24 protein-coding genes are annotated in these 21,324 nt (G+C 72.3%); 6 read left to right on the top strand and 18 right to left on the bottom strand.

Going from position 1 to position 21,324, the window contains the following annotated elements:
- Window positions 1-44 precede the first annotated feature (44 nt).
- The 8 genes from dprA to rplS all read right to left on the bottom strand — a co-directional run bounded on the left by dprA (window position 45) and on the right by rplS (window position 6,111).
- Window positions 45-1,307, bottom strand: a complete 1,263-nt coding sequence (dprA, locus tag DEI91_RS14255; protein WP_181439624.1) for a DNA-processing protein DprA — start codon at window positions 1,305-1,307, stop codon at window positions 45-47.
- Complete coding sequence (locus DEI91_RS14260; RefSeq protein ID WP_111052929.1) at window positions 1,304-2,827, bottom strand: YifB family Mg chelatase-like AAA ATPase; 1,524 nt, start codon at window positions 2,825-2,827, stop codon at window positions 1,304-1,306. Before DEI91_RS14260 ends, dprA begins: the two co-directional genes overlap by 4 nt.
- Complete coding sequence (locus DEI91_RS14265) at window positions 2,824-3,210, bottom strand: YraN family protein (protein ID WP_111052930.1); 387 nt, start codon at window positions 3,208-3,210, stop codon at window positions 2,824-2,826. The genes DEI91_RS14260 and DEI91_RS14265 overlap by 4 nt, the downstream gene beginning before the upstream one ends.
- Before the next feature lie 185 nt (window positions 3,211-3,395).
- Window positions 3,396-3,746, bottom strand: a complete 351-nt coding sequence (locus DEI91_RS14270) for an Lsr2 family protein (protein WP_111052931.1) — start codon at window positions 3,744-3,746, stop codon at window positions 3,396-3,398.
- Window positions 3,747-3,822: 76 nt separating this feature from the next.
- Window positions 3,823-4,146: a DUF2469 family protein gene (locus DEI91_RS14275; protein ID WP_110826150.1), complete on the bottom strand. Its 324-nt coding sequence runs from the start codon at window positions 4,144-4,146 to the stop codon at window positions 3,823-3,825.
- Window positions 4,147-4,153: 7 nt separating this feature from the next.
- The gene (locus DEI91_RS14280; RefSeq protein ID WP_111052932.1) at window positions 4,154-4,852 is read right to left on the bottom strand and encodes a ribonuclease HII; all 699 of its coding nucleotides are present in this window, start codon (window positions 4,850-4,852) and stop codon (window positions 4,154-4,156) included.
- A complete protein-coding gene (gene lepB, locus DEI91_RS14285; protein WP_111052933.1) occupies window positions 4,849-5,598 on the bottom strand; it encodes a signal peptidase I in 750 nt (249 codons plus the stop codon). Before lepB ends, DEI91_RS14280 begins: the two co-directional genes overlap by 4 nt.
- Before the next feature lie 159 nt (window positions 5,599-5,757).
- Window positions 5,758-6,111, bottom strand: a complete 354-nt coding sequence (gene rplS / locus DEI91_RS14290) for a 50S ribosomal protein L19 (RefSeq protein WP_111052934.1) — start codon at window positions 6,109-6,111, stop codon at window positions 5,758-5,760.
- A gap of 166 nt (window positions 6,112-6,277) precedes the next feature.
- Between rplS and map the strand changes: the two genes are divergently transcribed.
- Window positions 6,278-7,060 carry a type I methionyl aminopeptidase gene (map, locus tag DEI91_RS14295; RefSeq protein WP_111052935.1) on the top strand — a complete coding sequence of 261 codons (783 nt, stop codon included), beginning with the start codon at window positions 6,278-6,280 and terminating at the stop codon, window positions 7,058-7,060.
- A gap of 116 nt (window positions 7,061-7,176) precedes the next feature.
- Here the strand turns inward: map and trmD are convergent, their stop codons facing one another.
- The 5 genes from trmD to DEI91_RS14320 form a co-directional block, all read right to left on the bottom strand.
- Window positions 7,177-7,863, bottom strand: coding sequence for a tRNA (guanosine(37)-N1)-methyltransferase TrmD (trmD, locus tag DEI91_RS14300; RefSeq protein WP_111052936.1), 687 nt, complete (start codon window positions 7,861-7,863; stop codon window positions 7,177-7,179).
- Between the two features lie 2 nt (window positions 7,864-7,865).
- On the bottom strand, window positions 7,866-8,435 hold the full coding sequence (gene rimM, locus DEI91_RS14305) for a ribosome maturation factor RimM (RefSeq protein ID WP_111052937.1): 570 nt from the start codon (window positions 8,433-8,435) through the stop codon (window positions 7,866-7,868).
- Window positions 8,436-8,454: 19 nt separating this feature from the next.
- A complete protein-coding gene (locus DEI91_RS14310; protein ID WP_110826143.1) occupies window positions 8,455-8,691 on the bottom strand; it encodes an RNA-binding protein in 237 nt (78 codons plus the stop codon).
- Between the two features lie 3 nt (window positions 8,692-8,694).
- A complete protein-coding gene (gene rpsP, locus DEI91_RS14315; RefSeq protein ID WP_111052938.1) occupies window positions 8,695-9,105 on the bottom strand; it encodes a 30S ribosomal protein S16 in 411 nt (136 codons plus the stop codon).
- A gap of 196 nt (window positions 9,106-9,301) precedes the next feature.
- Window positions 9,302-11,416: an FAD-dependent oxidoreductase gene (locus tag DEI91_RS14320; protein ID WP_258374444.1), complete on the bottom strand. Its 2,115-nt coding sequence runs from the start codon at window positions 11,414-11,416 to the stop codon at window positions 9,302-9,304.
- A 93-nt stretch (window positions 11,417-11,509) separates the two neighbouring features.
- Here DEI91_RS14320 and DEI91_RS14325 point away from each other — a divergent pair, with 93 nt between their 5' ends.
- The 3 genes from DEI91_RS14325 to DEI91_RS14335 are packed head-to-tail and all read left to right on the top strand — an operon-like array spanning window position 11,510 to window position 15,208.
- Window positions 11,510-12,640: a glutamate--cysteine ligase gene (locus tag DEI91_RS14325; RefSeq protein ID WP_111052970.1), complete on the top strand. Its 1,131-nt coding sequence runs from the start codon at window positions 11,510-11,512 to the stop codon at window positions 12,638-12,640.
- Window positions 12,641-12,683: 43 nt separating this feature from the next.
- Complete coding sequence (locus DEI91_RS14330) at window positions 12,684-13,847, top strand: tetratricopeptide repeat protein (protein ID WP_181439625.1); 1,164 nt, start codon at window positions 12,684-12,686, stop codon at window positions 13,845-13,847.
- Entirely contained in the window at window positions 13,844-15,208 is a 1,365-nt protein-coding gene (locus DEI91_RS14335) for a 26S protease regulatory subunit (RefSeq protein WP_111052940.1), read from the top strand. The genes DEI91_RS14330 and DEI91_RS14335 overlap by 4 nt, the downstream gene beginning before the upstream one ends.
- A 57-nt stretch (window positions 15,209-15,265) precedes the next feature.
- On the opposite strand, the gene ffh is transcribed toward DEI91_RS14335, so the two are convergent.
- The 3 genes from ffh to DEI91_RS14350 all read right to left on the bottom strand — a co-directional run bounded on the left by ffh (window position 15,266) and on the right by DEI91_RS14350 (window position 18,200).
- Window positions 15,266-16,813, bottom strand: coding sequence for a signal recognition particle protein (gene ffh, locus DEI91_RS14340; protein ID WP_111052941.1), 1,548 nt, complete (start codon window positions 16,811-16,813; stop codon window positions 15,266-15,268).
- Window positions 16,814-16,838: 25 nt separating this feature from the next.
- Window positions 16,839-17,375 (bottom strand): hypothetical protein, encoded by a 537-nt coding sequence (locus DEI91_RS14345; protein WP_146244311.1) that lies wholly within the window; start codon window positions 17,373-17,375, stop codon window positions 16,839-16,841.
- A 453-nt stretch (window positions 17,376-17,828) separates the two neighbouring features.
- The gene (locus DEI91_RS14350) at window positions 17,829-18,200 is read right to left on the bottom strand and encodes a PadR family transcriptional regulator (RefSeq protein ID WP_111052943.1); all 372 of its coding nucleotides are present in this window, start codon (window positions 18,198-18,200) and stop codon (window positions 17,829-17,831) included.
- An 84-nt stretch (window positions 18,201-18,284) separates the two neighbouring features.
- Between DEI91_RS14350 and lipB the strand changes: the two genes are divergently transcribed.
- Window positions 18,285-19,064, top strand: a complete 780-nt coding sequence (lipB, locus tag DEI91_RS14355; RefSeq protein WP_111052944.1) for a lipoyl(octanoyl) transferase LipB — start codon at window positions 18,285-18,287, stop codon at window positions 19,062-19,064.
- Window positions 19,061-20,044: a lipoyl synthase gene (gene lipA, locus DEI91_RS14360; RefSeq protein WP_111052945.1), complete on the top strand. Its 984-nt coding sequence runs from the start codon at window positions 19,061-19,063 to the stop codon at window positions 20,042-20,044. Before lipB ends, lipA begins: the two co-directional genes overlap by 4 nt.
- Before the next feature lie 89 nt (window positions 20,045-20,133).
- Here lipA and DEI91_RS16345 read toward each other — a convergent pair whose 3' ends face one another.
- Window positions 20,134-20,301: a hypothetical protein gene (locus DEI91_RS16345; RefSeq protein WP_181439626.1), complete on the bottom strand. Its 168-nt coding sequence runs from the start codon at window positions 20,299-20,301 to the stop codon at window positions 20,134-20,136.
- Window positions 20,302-20,402: 101 nt separating this feature from the next.
- Complete coding sequence (gene ftsY, locus DEI91_RS14365) at window positions 20,403-21,272, bottom strand: signal recognition particle-docking protein FtsY (protein ID WP_111052946.1); 870 nt, start codon at window positions 21,270-21,272, stop codon at window positions 20,403-20,405.
- Window positions 21,273-21,324: the final 52 nt, after the last annotated feature.

A 21,324-nucleotide genomic window follows, 5' to 3' on the forward strand; every position in this document is an offset into this window, starting at 1 on the left:
GAGGCCGAGCACGGGCATCCGTCCGGTGCCGTCCCCACGGCTCCTCAAGCAGCCGTCCACCCGGCCGCACCCCGCGTCACCAACCCCTGCAACTCGGCGAGTGCGAGAGCGTCCGTCGCGTCGGCCGGGGACAGACCGGACCGGACGACGACCTCGTCGAGCGGGAGCGGTCGTCGACGGCCCAGGGCGTCGACCACACGGAGCACGTCGGGATCGACCCGTGCCGCGGCGATCGGCACCGCCGGATCGACCGTCACGGCCCCGGACCGGGTGCGGAGGGCCGCGTCCACGGGGTCGCGTGGGTGCACGACGATCTCGGCTCGATGGTCAGCGATCAGCCGGTGGCACCCGACCGACGCCGATGACGAGTACGGCCCCGGCACGGCGAACACCGGGCGTCCCAGCTGCGCCGCGTGGTGCGCGGTGTTGAGCGCGCCCGACCGTGCACCCGCCTCGACGATGACCGACACGGCCCCCAGTGCAGCGATGAGACGGTTGCGGGCGAGGAACCGCCACCGGGACGGTCTGGTGCCGGGCGGGCACTCCGCGAGCAGTGCTCCGTGGTCGGCGACGCTCCGGAGCATCGTGCTGTTCCCCGCCGGGTAGAGCTGGTCGACACCGCCGGCGAGCACCGCGACCGTGGGTGCACCTGCCGCGAGGGCCACCCGGTGCGCGACCGCGTCGATGCCGTATGCGCCTCCGGAGACGACGAGGCACCCCGCGTCCGCCGCGGTCGAGGTGATCTCCGCCGCGGCCTCCGCGCCGAGGACGGTGTTCGCTCGTGCCCCCACGACCGAGATGCCCGGGAGGTCACCGACCGCTCGCGTCCCTCGACGCCACAGCACGAGGGGAGCATGGACACCGAGGTCGTCGATCCCGGCCGGCCAGTCCTCGTCGCCGGGGGCGAGGAGCGTGCACCCCACCGCGGAAGCTGCTCCCAGGACGGCGTCGACGTCGAGACGGAGCAGCCGTGGGCGCCACCGTTCGAGTGCCGGCACGAGCGCATCCGAGGCCGCCCGGGCGAGCTCGACGCGGACGTCGTCGGCCGGATCGCACCCGGTGTCGACGAGCATCTCGCCGAGTGCCACCGGCCCGTCGTCGAGCGCCTGGAGGACGGCGCGGATCGCGCGTCCCGCACCCAACCGTCCGACGAGCTCACCGGCCGTGCTGTCCCCCGGCTCGACGACCGTCGACCAGGCGACCCGGGCGAGGAGTTCGTCGGTGCCCAGCTCGCCGGGTCGCACGACGTCGGCACGGAGGCGCGCGAGCAGATCCGTGCGGTCGACGGTCCTGCCCCCGGTGCTCACAGCGCCATCCGCAGCGCGAGCGCGCGCTCGACGTGTCGTCGGTCGGGTCGGTCGTCGCCGTCGAGGTCCGCGATCGTCCATGCGAGTCGCATCACCCGGTCCCAGCCGCGCATCGTCAGGGTCCCGAGGTCGAGCGCGCGGTCGAGGAGGTCGGACGCGCCCGGTGCTGCACGGCCGTCGCTCCGCAGCCACGCCCCGGTGACGTCGGCGTTCGTGGTCCACCCGGTCCCGCGCAACCGGCTCCGCATGCGTTCCCGGGCGTCGCCGATGGACCGCCTCGCCGCATCGGTGGTCGGGGCGGTCCCGTCGCTCGCACGGAGCGTCCCGGTCGTCACCCTGGCGACCGCGACGCGGATGTCGATGCGGTCGAGCAACGGACCGGACAGGCGACCGAGGTAGCGCCGCACAGCACTCGGAGGACACGTGCACGCGGGGCCACCGACCGTCCCGGCGTTCCCGCACGGGCACGGGTTCGCGGCGAGCACGAGCTGGCACCGGGCGGGGAACTCGGCTGAGCCTCCGGCGCGGTGGACCGTGATCCGGCCCGCTTCGAGGGGTTGCCGCAGCGCGTCGAGGACGACTCGGGGGAACTCGGTCGCCTCGTCGAGGAACAGCACGCCTCGTGTCGCCCGCGACACCGCTCCGGGGCGGAGCTGCGCGCTCCCCCCGCCGATGAGTGCGGCCGCAGACGCCGAATGGTGCGGCGCCTCCCACGGTGGTCGGTGTGTCCAGGAGCGCACGCCGTGACCCGCCACCGAGCGCACTGCGGCGACCTCGAGCGCTGCGTCGGTGTCGAGGTCGGGCAGCAGTGCCGGCAGCCGTTCGGCGAGCATGGTCTTGCCCGCGCCGGGTGGCCCGAGCAGCAGGACGTGGTGTCCGCCTGCGGCCGCCGTGATGACCGCACGGACGCCGGTGGCGTTGCCGACCACGTCGGCGAGTTCGAGCGGCGGTGGGGTGTCGTCGCTCGGCACGGGCAGCAGGACCGGCTCGACGAACCCGGCCGGGAGGTCGGCACCGGCGTCGATCGCGGCGGACCGGAGCGAGTCCACCCCGGTGAGCGTCACGCCGGGGACGGCCTGCGCCTCGGCCAGGTTCCCGACCGGCAGGACGACCCGGTCCACGCCGGCGTCGCGCGCGGCGAGCACGACCGGGATGATGCCGAGGACCGGGCGCACGCGTCCGTCGAGACCGAGCTCCCCGACGTAGACGGTCCGTCGGTCCGCGCCGGGTGCTGTCCCTGCCGCAGCGAGGACGGCCATCGCGATGGCCAGGTCGAAGCCGGAGCCGCGCTTCGGGACGCTCGCCGGCGTGAGGTTCACGGTGATGCGACGCGAGGGCAACGGGCAGTCCGCGACGGTGGCCGCCGACCGGACGCGCTCACGGGCTTCTCCGAGCGACGTGTCCGGCAGCCCGATGATGCTGAACGTCGGCAGCTGGCTGGTGAGATGTGCTTCGACCTCGACGAGGGTGCCCCGCACCCCGACGAGCGCCACCGCCGACGTCCGTCCGATGTCGCTCATCCGATCGCCTCGATGTGCTCGATCGCCACGTGGTCCCCCACGATCGTGACCGCGATGCAGTCGATGCGGATCACACGCGCCGTCTCGTCGCGGTTGGCGTGGAACCAGGCGGGGACGAGTCGACGGATGCGGGCGAGCTTCTGCGGCGTCACCGCCTCGAACGGATGACCGGCCGACTGTCCGGTCCGGGTCTTCACCTCGACGAAGACGATGGTGTCGCCGGTCCGCGCGACGACGTCGATCTCCCCGCGAGCACACCGCCAGTTCCGGTCGATGATCTGGAACCCCCGCCGCTCGAGCCATTCGACGGCATGACGTTCTCCGGTCATACCGGTCGACCTCCGCTGGTCGGCGGGAATTCGTGGCGCTGCGCGATTCGTCATGGAGCCAGGATGACGAGCGTCGAGTTCGCGCGGAGGACGAACCCGATTGTCTGTGGACGGCAGAACAGAAAGACCGTCCTGTGGAGGAGTGTCGAACTGGTCACGCGGGAACGACAAAGGCCGGACAATTCCTCATGGAATGTCCGGCCTTCGCGGTGACCGGCGACGACGGCCGGTCGAGATGCTCAGTGTGCGGCTGCGTACGCTTCCTGCACCTGCGTCGAGATACGGCCGCGAGAAGAGACCTCGTAGCCGTTCTCCTTCGCCCATTCACGGATCTTGCCGAGTTCCTCGGAGTTGCCGCGCTTCGGCGCGGACGAGGGCTTGCCCGACGACCCGGTGCGACGACCGGTGGTCTTCCGCGCTGCGGCGATGTAGTCCGAGATCGCGTCGCGGAACTTGTCGACGTTGTCGTTGGACAGGTCGATCTCGTAGGACGAACCGTCGAATGCGAACTCGACCGTACGGCCATCGCCAGCGGCGATCGGCGAATCGTCGAGATCGTCGACGAGCTGGACAGTGACCTTCTGCGCCATTTCTCACTCCTTCAGAGTCGTATTGCTCACCAGAGTATCGCAGGAATTGCGGAATGACCGGACGCGTCGGCGATCCCTACTCGTCGAGTGCGAGTTCCTTCGGGAGTTCGAGTTCGCGCGCCGTGAGTTCTTCGACGTTCACGTCCTTGAACGTGAGGACGCGAACGGACTTCACGAACCGGTCGGATCGGTACACGTCCCAGACCCAGACGTCGTTCATCGTCAATTCGAAGTAGAAGTCGTGCTCGGTGTCCCGACGGACCAGCTCGACCTCGTTCGCCAGGTAGAAGCGCCGCTCGGTCTCGACCACGTACCGGAACTGCCCGACGACGTCGCGGTACTCGCGGTACAGGGCAAGTTCGACCTCGCGGTCGTAGTCGTCGAATTCTTCGTCATCCATCGCGCGCTCAGTCTACGGCGACGCGGTCGAGTTCCTCGAACCCGTCCAGGGCGACCGCGGACGCCGCGTGCAACCAGGTCTTCCGGTGCAGCGCATGCGGTCCGACCGCCCGGATGGCGTCGTAGTGCGCGGTCGAGCCGTAGCCCTTGTTCGACGCCCAGGCGTAGTGCGGGGCGTCGTCGTGCGCGGCGATCATCAGGTCGTCGCGGGCGACCTTGGCGACGACGGACGCCGCGGCGACGGAGGCGCAGTCCCGGTCCGCCTTCACCCGGACCTGGACGTCGAGCGGCCGGTGGTGTGGCGGCAGGGCGCGCGAGAGCCAGTCGAACGACCCGTCGAGCACGACCACGGCACCCTCGAGTGACACGCCCTCGTCGACGAGGGTGGAGATGGCACGCGACCCGGCCAACCCGAGCGCGGCCACGATGCCCTGCTCGTCCACGACCTCTGCCGGAGCCATCCCGACGGCCGTGCGGGCCCACCGGGTGACCGTCGGCACGAGTTCGGTCCGCCGCGCCGGTGACAGGAGTTTCGAGTCGGCCAGCCCCTGCGGGACGCGTCGGACGTCGACCGTCACCGCGGCGACGCCGACACCGACCGGCCCGGCGATCGCACCGCGTCCGACCTCGTCGACGCCGATCACGGTCACGTGGCCCGCTGCGAAGAGCGACTTCTCCAAGCGCAGGGACGGACGGACCGGCGTCACTCGTCCCGCTCCTCCACGCCGGCGAAGACCTCGGGGTGGTCGTCGAGCCAGGTCCACCGGCTCATCGGCCAGGAGATGACGAACGCCCGGCCCGTGACGTCCGACAGGGGCACGAAGCCCTTCGACGGGGTGTCCCCGTTGTACCGGGAGTCCCGCGAGTTGTTCCGGTTGTCGCCCATCACCCAGATGGTGCCCTTCGGCACGGTCACGGAGAAGTCGGTCGACGAGGCGCGGGTGTCCCCTGCCGGCAGCTTGAGGTACGGCTCGGTGATCGGCACACCGTTCACCGTCATCTGGCCGAGGTCGTTGCAGCACGCCACGGTGTCGCCGGGTAGCCCGATGACCCGCTTGATCAGGTGGTCGTCGCTGTCGCCGGTGCCGAGGCCGACCTGCGTGAGGAGCCAGTCCGCGGCCTGTCCGACGGGCGACGTCGGGGTCACGTTCGGCAGCTGCTCGCCGTCGAGCCACCCGCCCGGGTCCTTGAAGACGACGACGTCCCCGCGCTTCAGGGCGACGGTGTCCGGCACGAGTTCGTTGACGATCACGCGGTCGTTGATCTGCAGGGTGTTCTGCATGGACGCCGAGGGGATGTAGAACGAGCGGATCAGGAAGGTCTTCACCAGGAAGGACACCAGGAGCGCCGCGATGAAGATGATGACGAGGTCCCGTAGGAAGGTCAGCACCCCGTTCCGCGGCTTCTTCGCGGTCCGCGGCCGACGGGCCTCACCCTCTGTCGTGTCCGTCATTTCCACTCTCGTCGACCTGTCCCCCGGGACCCCCCGGGACGCATGACCTCCGGGGCGCGAGCGGCTCCGGGAACGGGCGAGCCCCCCGCCGATGCACAACCGTACATGGACGAGGGGCTCGCAGCGGGCCCGGCGATGCGGGCTTCGCTGTGAAGGCGATCAGTTGTCGCGCTTCTCCTTGATCTTGCGGCGGGCTGCCTTGCCGCGCAGCTCGCGGAGGTAGTAGAGCTTCGCGCGGCGCACGTCACCGCGGGTGACGACCTCGACGTGGTCGATGATCGGGGAGTGCACCGGGAACATACGCTCGACGCCGACCTGGAAGCTCACCTTGCGGACCGTGAAGGTCTCGCCGATGCCGTGGCCCTGGCGGCCGATGACGACGCCCTGGAAGACCTGGATACGCGAACGCGTGCCTTCGACGATGTTGACGTGGACCTTGACGGTGTCACCGGGACGGAAGTCCGGGTGGTCGGTGCGCAGGGCACCGGCGGTCACGTGGTCGAGCAGCTGCATGATGATGTCACTTCCTGCGGACGCACACGGGTCGCCGCGGATCGAATTCGGAAAGATCGAGATGCGTGCCCGGTGTCGGCGACTCCCCCGTGGCAGAGTCCAGCCAGGGCACGATCGATCATCCTGCCACAACCGGGCCACTGCGGCCAACCGGCAGGATGGTCACATGATCGAACTCCGCACCCCCGGCGAACTCGACGGCCTGCGCGTCGCCGGCCGCTTCGTCGCCGACGTCCTCGATGCCCTGCTCGAGACGGTGGACGTCGGGGTGGACCTGCTCGACCTCGACGCCCTCGCAGCCCGGATGATCGCCGAACGCGGCGCCGAGAGCTGCTACGTCGACTACCACCCGTCGTTCGGGAATTCGCCGTTCGGCAAGAACCTCTGCACCTCGGTGAACGACGCGGCCCTGCACGGACTCCCGTACGCCCGCGTGCTGCAGGACGGTGACCTGGTCAGCCTCGACTTCGCCGCGAGCGTCGACGGCTGGGTCGCCGACTCCGCCGTCACCGTGCAGGTGGGCACGCCCCGCGACGAGGACCAGCGTCTCATCGCCACGGTCGAGCAGTGCCTGGCGGCCGGGATCGCACAGGCGGCGCCGGGCAACAAGCTCGGCGACGTGTCGGCAGCCATCGGCTCGGTCGCCCGCGGTGCCGGCTACGGCGTGAACCTGCAGTTCGGCGGGCACGGCGTCGGCCACACCATGCACGGTGACCCGCACGTCCCGAACGACGGCCGCCCCGGCCGCGGGCTGAAGCTCCGGCCGGGCCTCGTCGTCGCGATCGAGCCGTGGCTGATGCAGGGCACGGACGAGCTGGTCCAGGACGAGGACGGCTGGACCCTCCGCAGCGCCGACGGCTCACGAGCCGCGCACGTCGAGCACACGATCGCCGTGACCGAGCAGGGCCCGGAGGTCCTGACCCTGCGGCGCGCGCAGCGCGACGCCTGACCCGCCGGGCCCGACCGGTCGCGAGGAGCGACCAGCAGCACCGACCCGACGGACGGGAGGCCCGCCACCGGCTGGTGGCGGGCCTCCCGTCCGGCAGCGGGTCGCGTGGACGCCGGTCAGTCCGGCAGCAGGTCCGGACGGACGCGGCGGGTCCGCTCCACCTGCTGCTCGTGCCGCCAGGCGGCCACGCGCGCGTGGTGTCCGCTGAGCAGGACGTCGGGGACGTCGAAACCACGCCAGGACGCCGGCTTCGTGTACGAGGGGTACTCGAGCAGGCCGTCCTCGTGGGACTCCTCGACGAGTGACTCGGGGTTGCCGACGACGCCGGGGACGAGCCGTCCGACGGCCTCGATCATGGCCATGGCCGCGACCTCGCCGCCGTTCAACACGTAGTCGCCGAGCGACAGTTCGACGACCGTGCTGCGCGTCGCCGCCCACTCGAACACGCGGGCGTCGATGCCCTCGTACCGGCCGCAGGCGAACACGAGGTGCTCGTGCTCGGCGAGCGAGCGGGCGGTGGCCTGCCGGAACGGGGCTCCGGCAGGCGTCGGCACGACGAGCGTGGACGAACCGTCGGGACGGAGCAGGGCGTCGAGGGCCTGAGCCCACGGCTCCGGCTTCATGACCATGCCGGCACCGCCGCCGTACGGGGTGTCGTCGACGGTGCGGTGCCGGTCGGTCGTCCACGAGCGGAGGTCGTGGACGTGCAGGTCGAGCAGGCCGCCCTGCCGGGCCTTGCCGAGCAGCGAGACGTCGAGCACCCCGAAGAACTCCGGGAAGATCGTGACGATGTCGATCCGCACGGTCAGTCCTCGTCGGGAGCGGGCGCGGGGGGCGTGACCGTCTCGGCACGGCTGGTGTCCTCCGGTTCCTCGAACAGACCGGTCGGCGGGGTGACCGTGACGGTCCCGGCGTCCAGGTCGACCGAGGGGACGATCGCGGCGACGAACGGCACGAGGACCTCACCACGGTCCGCGGTGTCGACCGCGAGCAGGTCCTGCGCCGGCAGGTGGTCCACCCGCGCGACGGTGCCGACCTCGGCGCCGTCGCGGAGGACCGTCAGGCCGACGAGCTGGTGGTCGTACCAGGCGTCGTCCTCACCGGTCTCTTCCTCGGTGTCCTGCTCGACCCAGAGGATCGCCCGTGCGAGGGTCTCCGCGGCGGTCCGGTCCGCGACGCCCTCGAAGAAGGCGACGGGGTGGCCGTTGTACCAGCGCAACTCGTCGAGCGCGATGGTCTTGCCCGACCACGGGGAGTCGTCGGGGACCTGGAGCGTGAAGACCGCTCCCGGCGTGAACCGACGATCCGGGTCGTCGGTGTAGAGCTCGAGCTTGATGCCGCCCTTGAGCCCGTGCGCCTTCGTGATGCGACCCACCCGGAGCTGGGTCGTCTCCCTAGGAATCGCTGTCCACCACGTCGACCCGCACGCGCTTGCCGTCGGCCAGGGCCGTGACGAGCGTGCGGAGCGCCTTCGCGGTGCGTCCGGCGCGACCGATCACGCGGCCGAGGTCCTCGGGGTGCACACGCACCTCGAGGACCTCGCCCCGCGCGGAGGTGGAGCTGGCGACGCGCACGTCGTCAGGGTGATCGACGATCCCCTTGACGAGGTGCGTCAGCGCGGATTCGAGCAAGGACTACGCCTCGGTCGTCTCGTCGGAGGACTCGTCCGCTGCCGGCGCGGCCGGGGCCGTCTTCTCCGACTTGGGCTTGAGGACGGCCTTCTTCGAGCTGTCGACCGTGAAGGCCGGCTTCGGCTCGCGGACCTTGACCTTGGACTCGGTGTCCTTCTCGCCCTTGAACTTGGCCCAGTCACCGGTCAGCTTGAGGAGCGCGGCGACCTGCTCGGTCGGCTGCGCGCCGACGCTGAGCCAGTACTGCGCACGCTCGGACTGGACCTCGATGAACGAGGGCTCCTCGGTGGGGTGGTACTTGCCGATCTCCTCGATCACACGACCGTCGCGCTTGGTGCGCGAGTCGGCGACGACGATGCGGTAGTACGGCGCTCGGATCTTGCCGAGGCGCTTGAGACGGATCTTGACAGCCACAATGACTCCTGTTGCGTACGTGTTGTGGTTGAACCGGAACCGCGGGCGTGGGGGCACACACGGTGGAAGCTCTGAGAGACTCGTGATCCGCTGGATAGAGGGTCGAGCGGACACGATTCGACCGTTCATTCTTGCAGATTCCCGACCGGGAAGCGAGCCGTGACGCGCGGCGCGCCCCGGATCGCGGAGCCGACGGTCACGGAGCCAGCGCGCGCACCGCCTCCAGGGCCTCGCTCGTGGCGCGGACGGCGTCGACGGCACGGGCGTCGCGGGCGCCGCCGACCACGGCGAACGGCACGTCGGCCGCCTGGAGGCCCGCGACCAGGTCGTCCCGCGCCTCTTGTCCGGCGCAGAGCACGACCACGTCCGCCGGGACGGCGACCTCGGTGCCGGTCTCGTCGCGGATCCAGAGCGCACCGGGCTCGATGCGGAGGTACTCCTGCACGCCGCCGACCATCCGGACACCGGCGTCCCGCAGCCGGCCGAGCGCGACCCACCGCGAGGTGAGGCCGACGCCCTGGCCGAACTTGCCGTTCCGCCGCAGCACCGTGACCAGGTGGCCCGGGCGGACCGTCCGGTGCGCGGTCGGCTGCCGCTGCGGCAGGTCGCCGACCAGCTCCGTCGACACCGGGACGTCCCAGCGGGCGGCGAACTCGACGGCCCGGACGGCCTCGTCGGGCGATTCGGTCAGGAACGCGGCGGTGTCGACGCCGATGCCCCCGCCGCCGATGACGGCGACGCTCCCGTCGGGGACGCCGTCGCGGAGCGCCTGCTCGTAGGTCAGGACGTGCGGCATGTCGGCGCCGGGCAGGGCCACCTCGCGGGGCAGGACACCGGTCGCGAGCACCACCGCGTCGCTCCCCGCCAGGTCCTCGGTCGTCGCCGCCCGCCCGAGGTGCACGGTGGCGCCGCGTTCCGCGAGTTCCGCCCGCGCCGCCTGCACCGGTCCGGCGTAGTCCTCCTTGCCCGGGACCACCGCGGCGAGTCCGAACTGACCGCCGAGGACGGGCGACGCCTCCCAGAGCCGGACGTCGTGCCCGCGTCGGGCGGCGTCGACCGCCGCGACGAGGCCCGCCGGTCCGCCGCCGACGACGTCCACGCGCATGCGCCGTGAGGTGGGACGGAGGGGGAACTGCAGCTCACGGGCCGCGCGCGGGTTCACCAGGCACGACACCGGGGCGCCGACGACGGAGCGGTCGAGGCACGCCTGGTTGCAGCCGATGCAGGTGTTCACGAGGTCGGGACGGCCGGCCAGCGAGCGGTCCACGAGCTGCGCGTCCGCCAGGAAGGGCCGGGCGAGCGCCACCGCGTCGATCCGCCGGTCCGCCAGCACGGCCTCGGCGTCGCGGAGGTCCGTCATCCGGTTCGAGGCGATCACCCGGACGTGCGGGTGGTCGGAGGCACGGACGACGTCGGCGATCCGGGCGGCCTGCTCGATCCACGCCCCGTGCGGCACCGCGGCCTGGATCGTCGGGGTCCGGGACTCGTGCCACCCGATGCCGACCGAGATCGCGTCGAGCCCGAGCGGCAGCAGCTCGAGCACGAGTGCGTCGACGTCCTCGTCGGTCGACGACCCGGGCATGAGGTCGGCGCCCGACAGCCGGATCGTGACGGCCAGGTCGGGGACCGCGGCACGGACCGCACGGACGACCTCCACCGCGAACCGGCGGCGCTTCGCGGGGGTCCCGCCCCACTCGTCGTCGCGCAGGTTCGTCAGCGGCGACTGGAACTGGTTGACCAGGTACCCCTCGGACGCCATGATCTCGACGCCGTCGAAGCCGATCGCGGCTGCGGTCCGCGCTGCGGTGGCGAAGTCGTCGACCGTGCGCAGGACCTCGTCTGCGGTCAGTTCCTCGGGCACCACGCCGCGCGCGGCGGCCCAGGGCAGCGCGGACGGCGCCACCGCACGCTGGGGTCGGCCGTGCCGGTCCCGCAGCCCGCCGACCAGGGCGTAGCGACCGGCGTGGAACAGCTGCGCGAGGACCGTCCCGCCGGCGTCGTGCACGGCGTCGACCGCGGTGCGGAAGCGCTCGTCGGCCCCGCCGACGCCGAAGACCGCGAAGTCCGGACCGCCGCGCGCCTCGTCGCTCACGGCGATGCCACCGGTGATGATGCAGCCGGCTCCCCCGGCGGCCCGCTCCCGGTAGAACGCCGCCATCGCGACCCCGCCGTCGTCGAGCACCTCGAGCCCGGTGTGCATCGACCCCATCACGACGCGGTTCGGCAGGCGCAGAGGCCCGAGCGTCCAGGGCGAGCCGACCGTGCGGAGGTCGGCAGGCACGGCGGCGACGGGCGGAACGACAGCGGTCACGCAACGAAGACTAGGCGACCCGGCCGGGTGCTCGTCATGGCGGACACGCCGCGCTCTCCGTCCATCCGGCAGGTCGACGGGCAGGATGGCCGCATGGACATCCGGTTCACCGAATCCGCTCCGTCGACGATCGGTGTCGAGTGGGAGCTGCCCCTCGTCGACCGCGCGACGGGTGACCTCGCTCCCCGTGCCCCCGCCGTGCTCGCCGCCGTGCGGGAGCGCCTCGGCGACGCGGACCGGGTGACGGAGGAACTCCTGACGAACACCGTCGAGGTCGTCACCGGCGTCCACCGTTCGGTCGGCGGGGCGACCCGCGAGCTCTCCGGCATCATCGGCGAGGTCATCGACGCCGCGGCTCCCCTCGACGCCGACGTGATGTGCTCCGGCACGCACCCCTTCGCCCAGTGGGACCAGCAGGAGATCACCCCGGACAGCGAGCACTACGCGGAACTCATCGACCGGACCCGATGGTGGGGACGGCAGATGCTCATCTGGGGCGTCCACGTGCACGTCGGCATCGACGACCGGGACAAGGCCGTGCCCATCATGAACGCGATGCTCGGGTACGTCCCGCACCTGCAGGCCTTCACCGCGTCGAGCCCGTTCTGGGCCGGCACCGACACCGGCTACGCCTCGAACCGGGCCCTGATGTTCCAGCAGCTCCCCACCGGTGGGCTCCCACCGCAGCTCGGTGCCTGGGCCAACTTCGAGGAGGTCGTCGGGGACCTCGTGCACACCGGGGTCATCGACGGCGTCAAGGACCTGCGCTGGGACATCCGTCCGTCGCCGGGCTGGGGGACGCTGGAGAACCGCGTGTCCGACGGCATCTCCACGCTCGACGAGGTCGGCGCCGTCACCGCCCTCGTGCAGTGCCTGGTGACCGAGAGCTCCGACCGGCTCGACGCCGGCGAGACCCTGCAGGCGATGCAGCCGTGGTTCGTCCGCGAGAACAAGTGGCGCGCAGCCCGGTACGGCATGGACGCCGAGATCATCACGAACGTCGCGGGCGACGAGCGGCTCGTGACGGACGAGGTGCACGACCTCGTCACCCGGCTCGACCCGGTCGCGGAGCGGCTCGGCTGCCAGCAGGAGCTGCACCACCTCGACACGATCATCGACCGCGGTGCGTCGTACCAGCGGCAGCTCGCGGTGGCGCAGGAGAACGACGGCGACCTCCGGGCCGTGGTCCGGCACCTGGTCGCCGAGCTCCGGGCATCGCTCTGACCGCGACCGCTCCGGCGCGCACACCTGCCGCTACAGTTCCCCTGTGACGGGGGTGGACGCGGGACGAGGGACCGGATCGTCGGTCGAGCGTGCCGCCGCGCTCGTCGACGCGGGACGCCCCGACGACGGGCTGTCGGAACTCGCGGCGGCGGAGCGCGAGCACGGCGAGACCGCTGCCGGGCACCGAGTCCGGGCACTGGCCCTCCTGACCGCTGACCGGATCCCGCAGCAGGTCGGTCTCCCCGCAGCGGTCCGGGCCGCGCGGCGCGCCGTCGAACTCGCGCCGGGCGATCCTGCCGGTCCGTTGGTCCTCTCGATCGTCCTCCGTCAGGCGGGTGACCGCCAGGAGGCCGTGGTGGCGGCCCGGCGCGCCGTCGCCGCCGACCCCGGGTCCTGGCAGGCGCACCTGGCGGTGGCCGACGCGCTGTCCACCGACGGGCGCAGCTCCCGCGAAGCACGACGCGCCGCAGCCGAGGCGGTGCGGCTCGCACCGACGGAACCGCTCGCACACCGGCGACTCGGCGACCTCCTGCAGGCCGCAGGTCGGAGCCGTGCAGCGCGCGCGTCCTGGCACCGTGCGCTCGGACTCTCCCCCGAGGACCGCGACACCCGTCTCAACGTGGCCGCCGACCGCCTCCGGCGTGGGCACGACGGTGCGGCCGCCGTCGTGTTCGCGGGGCTGCTCGCCACCGACCCCGGCAACGCCCTCGTCCGGCGCAACCTCGTCGTGAGCCTCGTCGACCCGGTCAACCGCATCCGGAGCGCGCACGTCACCCTGGCCGCGCTCGCCGTCCTCCTGTTCATCGGGGCGCTCGACCGCCCAGCGGGTCCGAGCCGCTGGACGACGGGGTTCCCGGCAGCGCTGGAGCTCGCCCTGACGGCCGCCTTCGTCCTGCGGTTCGCCCTCGGCGCCGGCTCGCGGATCCGCTGGCTCCTCGCGTCGGCAGGCCGGGCGGTGCCCGGGTGGAACGGGCTCGTGGCGGTCCTCGCCGCATCCGTCCTGGCAGCGGTGGTCGGGCTCTGTCTCCCGCCCGTCGGGGGCCTGGTCTGCCAGTGCCTGGTGCTCGTCGGCGCCGCCGTCGGGACGGTCCTGCACGTGCGCGTCCTCCGCGCGCACCCGCGACGACGCGTGCACGACGAGGACGACGAGGACGACGAGGACGCCAGTGTCCTCGACGGCCGCCGAGAGGGGACGACCACGGGATGAACGACCCACAGCCGCACGACGACGGACCTGCTCAGCACGATGACGATCCGGACCCGGTGATCGCCGCGCTGCTCCGCGCCGTCGCCGCCGCGCCCGACGACGTCGCCCTCCGGGTGCACCTCGGTCGGCTGCTCCTCGACGCCGGCCGTGCTGCCGAGGCGACCGCCCAGGCCGCGGCCGCCCTGGCGGCCGCGCCGACCGACCGCGACGCGTCCGCTCTCATGCTCGCCGCCCTCGGGGCGTCAGCCGACGGATCCGCGCCGCCAGCGGTGGCCCCCGCTGCCCCCGACGTGACGTCGGTCGCCCTCGACGCGGCGTCGGACGCCTCCGACGGGGCGCCCCAGGTCGCTCGCGACGTGCCTCCGACCACCGAGGGGTCCTTCGACTGGGACGCCGCCGAGGAGCAGGTCGACCACATCGCCGAGCCCGCCTTCGTCGACGGGTCGGGCCCGGACGGCGTCGACCCGGACCCGGACCCGTCGTCGGCGTTCTCCGCCGAACGCGCCGGGATCGGCTTCGCGGACGTCGGCGGAATGGACGCCGTCAAGCAGCGACTCACCGCCGCGTTCCTCGCGCCGCTCGCGAACCCGGAACTCCGCGCGCTCTACGGCAAGAGCCTCCGTGGCGGCCTGCTGCTGTACGGTCCGCCGGGCTGCGGCAAGACCTTCATCGCACGGGCGGTCGCCGGGGAGCTCGGCGCCCGCTTCATGAGCATCGCGATCACCGACGTGCTCGATCCGTACGTCGGCGTGAGCGAGCGCAACGTCGCCGCCGTCTTCGCCGCCGCGCGGGCGGCTGCGCCGTGCGTGGTGTTCTTCGACGAGATCGACGCGCTCGGTCAGCGCCGGAGCCAGACGCGGAGCGCCCACGTCCGCGGCATGGTCAACCAGCTGCTCACCGAGATGGACGGGATCGACGACGGCAACGAGGGCGTCTTCGTGCTCGCGGCGACGAACCAGCCGTGGGACGTGGACCCGGCGCTCCGCCGTCCAGGTCGGCTCGACCGCACGGTCCTCGTGCTGCCGCCGGACGCCCCCGCTCGCGAGGCCGTGTTCCGCGGGCACCTCCGCGACCGTCCGGTCGAGGGCATCGACGTGGCGGCCCTCGCGAAGCGCACCGCGGGGTTCTCCGGCGCCGACATCGCCTACGTGTGCGAGGTCGCGGCGGAACGGGCGCTCATGGACAGCGTCGCGAGCGGCACGGTCCGCCTCATCGGGATGCCCGACCTGCTCGCCGCGCTGGCCGACGTCCGGCCGTCGACCGGGGCGTGGCTCGACACCGCCCGCAACGTGGTGTTGTTCGGCGAGGACGACGGCACCTACGCCGACCTCCGCGCCTACCTCAAGCAGTCGAAGCGGTGACGTGACGGACGGGAGGCACGGTGCCAGCCGGCACCGCGCCTCCCGTCCGGCCTCGGGTCAGCGCCCGAGGAACTTCTGGAGCGAGGCGAGCTCCTCCTCGGAGGGAGCCTTCCCGCCCTTGCCCATGCCGAGCCCGAGGCCGGCTCCGCTCGGCGCCTGCTGGGGAGCGGCCGGAGCGCCCGCGGCGAGCGCCGCGCGCTTGGCCGGGTTGCCGACCTTCTTCTTCTTGGTCTGCGGCTGCTGCTTCTTGCCGCCGTGCATGCCCGGGATCGGTCCCATGCCCGGCATCTGCGGGACACCGCCGCGCGCGACCGTCTTCATCATCTTCGCGGCCTGCTCGAACCGGTTGACGAGGGCGTTCACCTCGGTGACGGTGGAGCCGGCGCCACGCGCGATGCGGAGACGACGGGAGCCGTTCAGGAGCTTCGGCAGTTCGCGTTCCTGGGGCGTCATCGACTGGATGATCGCCTCGGTGCGGACGATCTCGCGCTCGTCGAAGTTGTCGAGCGCCTCACGCATGCCCTTGGCGCCGGGGAGCATGCCGAGCATGCCCTTGATCGAGCCGGCCTTGCGGAGCTGCTGCATCTGCTGCAGGAAGTCGTTCAACGTGAACGTGTCGGACGCGATCTTCTCCGCGACCTTCATCGCCTCTTCCTCGTCGAAGGCGCTCTGCGCCTGCTCGATGAGGGAGAGGATGTCGCCGAGGTCGAGGATGCGGCTCGCCATGCGGTCCGGGTGGAACGGCTCGAAGTCGTCGAGGCCCTCACCGGTCGAGGCGAACATGATCGGGCGACCGGTGACGGACGCGACCGACAGGGCCGCACCACCGCGGGCATCGCCGTCGAGCTTGGACAGGACGACGCCGGTGAAGTCGACGCCCTCCTGGAAGGCGCGCGCGGTGTTCACGGCGTCCTGACCGATCATCGCGTCGATGACGAACAGGACCTCGTCCGGGTCGACGGCCTTGCGGATGTTCGCGGCCTGCTTCATCAGCTCGGCGTCGACACCGAGACGACCGGCGGTGTCGACGATGACGGTGTCGTACTGCTGGTCGACCGCGGCCTTGATCGCGTTCTTGGCGACCTTGACCGGGTCGCCGACGCCGTTGCCGGGCTCCGGGGCGAAGACGTGCACGCCGGCCTGTTCACCGACGACCTGGAGCTGCTGCACGGCGTTCGGGCGCTGGAGGTCCGCCGCGACGAGCATCGGGGTGTGGCCGTCCTTCTTGAGCCACTTGCCGAGCTTGCCGGCGAGGGTCGTCTTGCCCGCGCCCTGGAGGCCCGCGAGCATGATGACCGTCGGCGGCCGCTTGGCGAACTCGAGCCGCCGCTGCTGCCCGCCGAGGATGCCGACGAGTTCCTCGTTGACGATCTGGACGACCTGCTGCGCGGGGTTGAGCGCCTTGTTGACCTCGTCGGAGAGCGCGCGCTCCCGGACGGAGGCGGTGAAGGACTTGACGACCTCGAGCGCGACGTCCGCGTCGAGCAGGGCCCGGCGGATCTCGCGGACGGTGCCGTCGACGTCGGACGGAGTCAGCCGGCCCTTGCTCCGCAGGTTGCGGAAGGTCTCGGTCAGCCGATCGGAGAGTGAGCCGAATTGCGCCATGATCCGATCATCCTACCGTCCGCCGTCACCGGCGAGGAGGCCCGGGGCACGCCCGTCCCGCCCGCTGCCGCCCCGGGCGAGGGCGGTTCGCCGACACCGCGCCGACCAGCAGGGCGAGGGTGCCCGCCGCGACGATGACGGTGTCGGCCGGGTCCTCGGGGGAGACGCCGAGGGTGACGGTCGTGACGACACCCCACGGGAACCAGGCGATCGCGACGGCCGCGGCGGTGACGCGGCGGCGCCCGGCCAGCAGTGCGACGACCCCCACCGCGACCGCGAGCCCGGCCGTCGCGGTCGCCCACGGCGAGGCGATGAACGACCAGAACGCCGGATCGGGCAGCGTCCGGACCTGGAGTCCGTGCCCGCTCGCTGGTTGCACGAGCGCGAGCACCGCGAGAGCACCGCCGACGAGCAGGAACGCGCCGAGGAGGGAGCGCCGCTCGCGAGGGTCGCCGAGCAGCGACACGAGCCCGAGGAGGAGGGCGCAGCCGAGCGTCGTCGAGCGTGGCCCGGTCAGGCTCCCGTCCGAGCGGACCAGCAGGAACAGCACCGGGAGCGCCATCAGGCCCACGAGCACGAACAGGTGCGCGGCGGCCCGCGACGGCAGCGAGCGCAGCGAGCAGGAGCGGGAGGGTGGACAGCACGGCCGGGTCGTGGAACGGTCCGACGGTGCCGTACCCGTCGAGCGGCGCGAGCGGTCGCGCGTCCCAGGGGCCCCAGGAGACCCAGAGCAGGTGGACGAGCGCGAAACCGGCCATCGAGCCGGTGCCGATCGACGCGGCGCGGCCACGGACGTCAGCAGGGACGACCTCGTTCACCCGCTCGCGGACGCCCCGCCACCGGAGGTCGACGAGTTCGCCGGGTGCCGGTCGGTCGCGACCCTCCCCCTCGGCGACGTCGAGCAGGGTGCCGAGCATCGCCGGACCGTGCGTTCGCCGCCACCGGGACGGGTACCAGCCGAGCGCCCGTCCGTATTCGCGTTCCAGGCTCGCGCCCTGTCCCGGCCTCGTGTTCGTCACGACACTCCCCCCAGTCGGATGTGCATGGTGCGTGTCGCCGGGCCCGGCCGCCAGGCGGTGAGCCGCGCACGTGCGGCGGCCGCGTTGGCCTCGATGCGACGGACCTCGGTGTCGAGAGCGTCGGCCCCGGCCTCGGTGAGTTCGAAGTAGCGGCGCAGCCGACCGTCGACGACCTCCTCGCCCGCCTCGGCGACGAGTCCCTGGTCGAGGAGTCGGTCGAGGACGGCGTAGAGCGTGCCGACCTTCAGACGCACGCGCCCCTCGGACAACTCGGCGGTGTCGCCGATGAGCCCGTACCCGTGCTTGCGCCCCCCGGCGAGGGAGGTCAGCACGAGCAGGGTCGGTTCGCGCATCTCGGCGTTGCTCATGTGGCGAAGATACTCTGTCGGTCAGAGCATGCGCAAGCACCGGGGGTTGTTGTACTGCGTCCAACTACTCGGTACGCTCACCCCATGCCGGAGATCGACGTCGTCCGCTGGCCAGGACTGCTGCCCTACGGCGAGGGACTCGCGCTGCAGCGGTCCCTGCACACCGACGTCGTCTCCGGGCGCTCCCCTGGTGTCCTCGTCCTCTGCGAGCACCCGCCCGTGTACACGGCAGGACGCCGCACCGAGCCCGCCGACCTGCCGACCGACGGCTCCCCCGTCGTCGAGGTCGACCGCGGTGGCCGGATCACCTGGCACGGGCCGGGCCAGCTCGTCGCCTACCCGATCGTCCGGCTCGCCGAGCCGCTCGACGTCGTCGCGTGGGTCCGGTCGCTCGAGCAGGTGCTCATCGCCGCGGCGGCGACGGTCGGTGTCACCGCCGAACGCGTGCCCGGGCGGAGCGGCGCCTGGGTCGGGACCGGGCCGACCGCGGCGAAGGTCGGCGCGGTCGGACTGCACGTGGCCCAGGGGGTCTCGAGCCACGGCATCGCCCTGAACTGCTCGAACCCGGTCGAGCCCTTCGCCGCGATCGTGCCGTGCGGCATCGCGGATGCCGGCGTGACGACGCTGAGCGTCGCCGCCGGACGACCGGTCGCGGTGGACGACGTCGTCGACGTGGTGTCCGACGGCGTCCTCGCCGCCGTGGCCGCGATGCACGAGGCCACGGCGGACCGACTCCGGGACGACGTGACGCCGCTCGCCGGAGCCGCGCCGGGCCTCCCGCCCGCTGCCGACCGCTCCGTCGGCAGCCGGGCCGCCACTGCCACTGCCACTGCCACTGCCACGCGACAGGAGACCGCAGCATGACCCTCGCCCCGGAAGGCCGCCGGATGCTCCGCGTCGAGGCGCGCAACGCCGAGACCCCCATCGAGACGAAGCCCGCGTGGATCACGACCCGGGCCACGCAGGGGCCGGCGTACCGGGAGCTGACCGACCTCGTCCGCGACCAGCGCCTGCACACGGTCTGCCAGGAGGCCGGCTGCCCGAACGTGTTCGAGTGCTGGGAGGACCGCGAGGCCACGTTCCTCATCGGCGGTGCGCAGTGCACCCGCCGCTGCGACTTCTGCCAGATCGACACCGGCAGGCCGGAGCCCCTCGACCGCGACGAGCCGCGGCGCGTCGCGGACTCGGTCGCCGCCATGCAGCTGCGGTACGCGACGGTCACCGGCGTCGCGCGGGACGACCTCGAGGACGGCGGGTCCTGGCTGTACGCCGAGACGATCCGGGCGATCCACGAGCACTCCCCCGGCACCGGCGTCGAGATCCTCGTGCCGGACTTCTCCGGCCGACCCGACCAGCTCGGTGCGGTGTTCGACGCCCGGCCCGAGGTGTTCGCCCACAACGTCGAGACCGTCCCGCGCATCTTCAAGCGCATCCGCCCGGCGTTCCGCTACGACCGCTCCCTCGACGTCATCACGCAGGGGCGCAACGCCGGTCTCGTGACGAAGTCGAACCTGATCCTCGGGATGGGCGAGGAGCGGCACGAGGTCGAGGACGCCCTCCGGCAGCTCCGTGACGCCGGGACGGACATCGTCACGCTGACGCAGTACCTCCGCCCGTCGCCGCGACACCTCCCGGTGGCCCGGTGGGTCCGACCCGAGGAGTTCGTCGCACTCCGCGAGCTCGCCGAGGGCATGGGCTTCGCCGGCGTGCTCGCCGGACCGCTCGTCCGGTCGTCGTACCGGGCCGGGCGCCTGTGGGCGCGGGCCACGGTCGCCCGCGGCGGCACGGTGCCCGAGCACCTCGCGCACCTCCTCGAGGCGTCGGCGGGCCGGCAGGCGGTCTGAGCGCCGGCGCAGGCCGTGGTCGGGACGACGGACGGGAGGCCCGCCCACCGGGTGGTGGACGGGCCTCCCGTCGTCGTGGTGCTGCGTCGTCAGACGCGCGAGCCACCGCCGCGGACACGGCGGAGCACCCAGCCGACCACCGCCAGGACGATGAGCACGATGCCGATGAACAGCAGCGCCTTGAGCGCCGCGCTGACGATGCCGGTGACGAGCAGGACGATCCCGACGATGATCGCGATGATGAGCAGTGCGGGCATGGGGTGTTCCTCTTCCGTACGGGGGCAGGTCGTCCCGGACGGTACACGCCGGCGGACGGCAGCGTGCCCGTCCCGCCCGGTGCGCGCGGGTCGGGCGACGGTCAGCCGACCAGGTTCTGCACGAAGACGTGCGGCGTGAAGCCGGTCAGGTCGTTGATGCCCTCGCCCTGCCCGATGAGCTTGATCGGGATGCCGGTCTTCTCCTGCACGCTGAGCACGAAGCCGGCCTTGGCCGATCCGTCGAGCTTCGTGATGACGAGCCCGGTGACCCCGGCGCCCTCGATGAACGCCTGCGCCTGCGCGAGCCCGTTCTGGCCCGTGGTGGCGTCGAGCACGAGCAGGACCTCGGCGATCTCGGTCTGCTTCTCAACGACACGCTTGATCTTGCCGAGCTCGTCCATCAGCCCGGCCTTCGTGTGGAGTCGCCCGGCGGTGTCGATGACGACGATCTCAGTGCCCTCGCGGATGGCACGCTCGACGGTCTGGTACGCCACCGATGCCGGGTCCTGCCCGGGTTGGGCGGGACGGACCACGTCGACGCCGGCCCGCTGTGCCCAGGTGGCGACCTGCTCGACGGCCGCCGCGCGGAAGGTGTCCGCCGCGCCGACCAGGACGGTGCGGTCGTACGTGCGGAGGAACTTCGCGAACTTCCCGATGGTCGTGGTCTTGCCGACGCCGTTCACACCGACGACGAGGACGACGGCGGGACGGTTGCTGAGCTTGAGCGTCGTGTCGAGCTTCGACAGCCGCTCCTCGAGCACTTCGCGCAGCATCCGGTTGAGGTCGGCGGGGTCCGTCGTGTCGTACCGCGCGACGCGGGCGCGCAGGTCCTCGATCACCTCCTCGGAGATGTCGGGTCCGAAGTCCGCGCCGATCAGCGCCGTCTCCAGGTCCTCCCAGGTCGTCTCGTCGATGGTCTTCCGCTGGAAGAGACCACGGAGCCGGGAGGACAGGGACCAACTACTCGCCATGTTCCCAGCTTACGGGTGCCCGCTCGGTCCCGACCTTCGGTAGTGTCGGAGT

The organism is Curtobacterium sp. MCBD17_032, from assembly GCF_003234855.1.
Taxonomy (GTDB): domain Bacteria; phylum Actinomycetota; class Actinomycetes; order Actinomycetales; family Microbacteriaceae; genus Curtobacterium.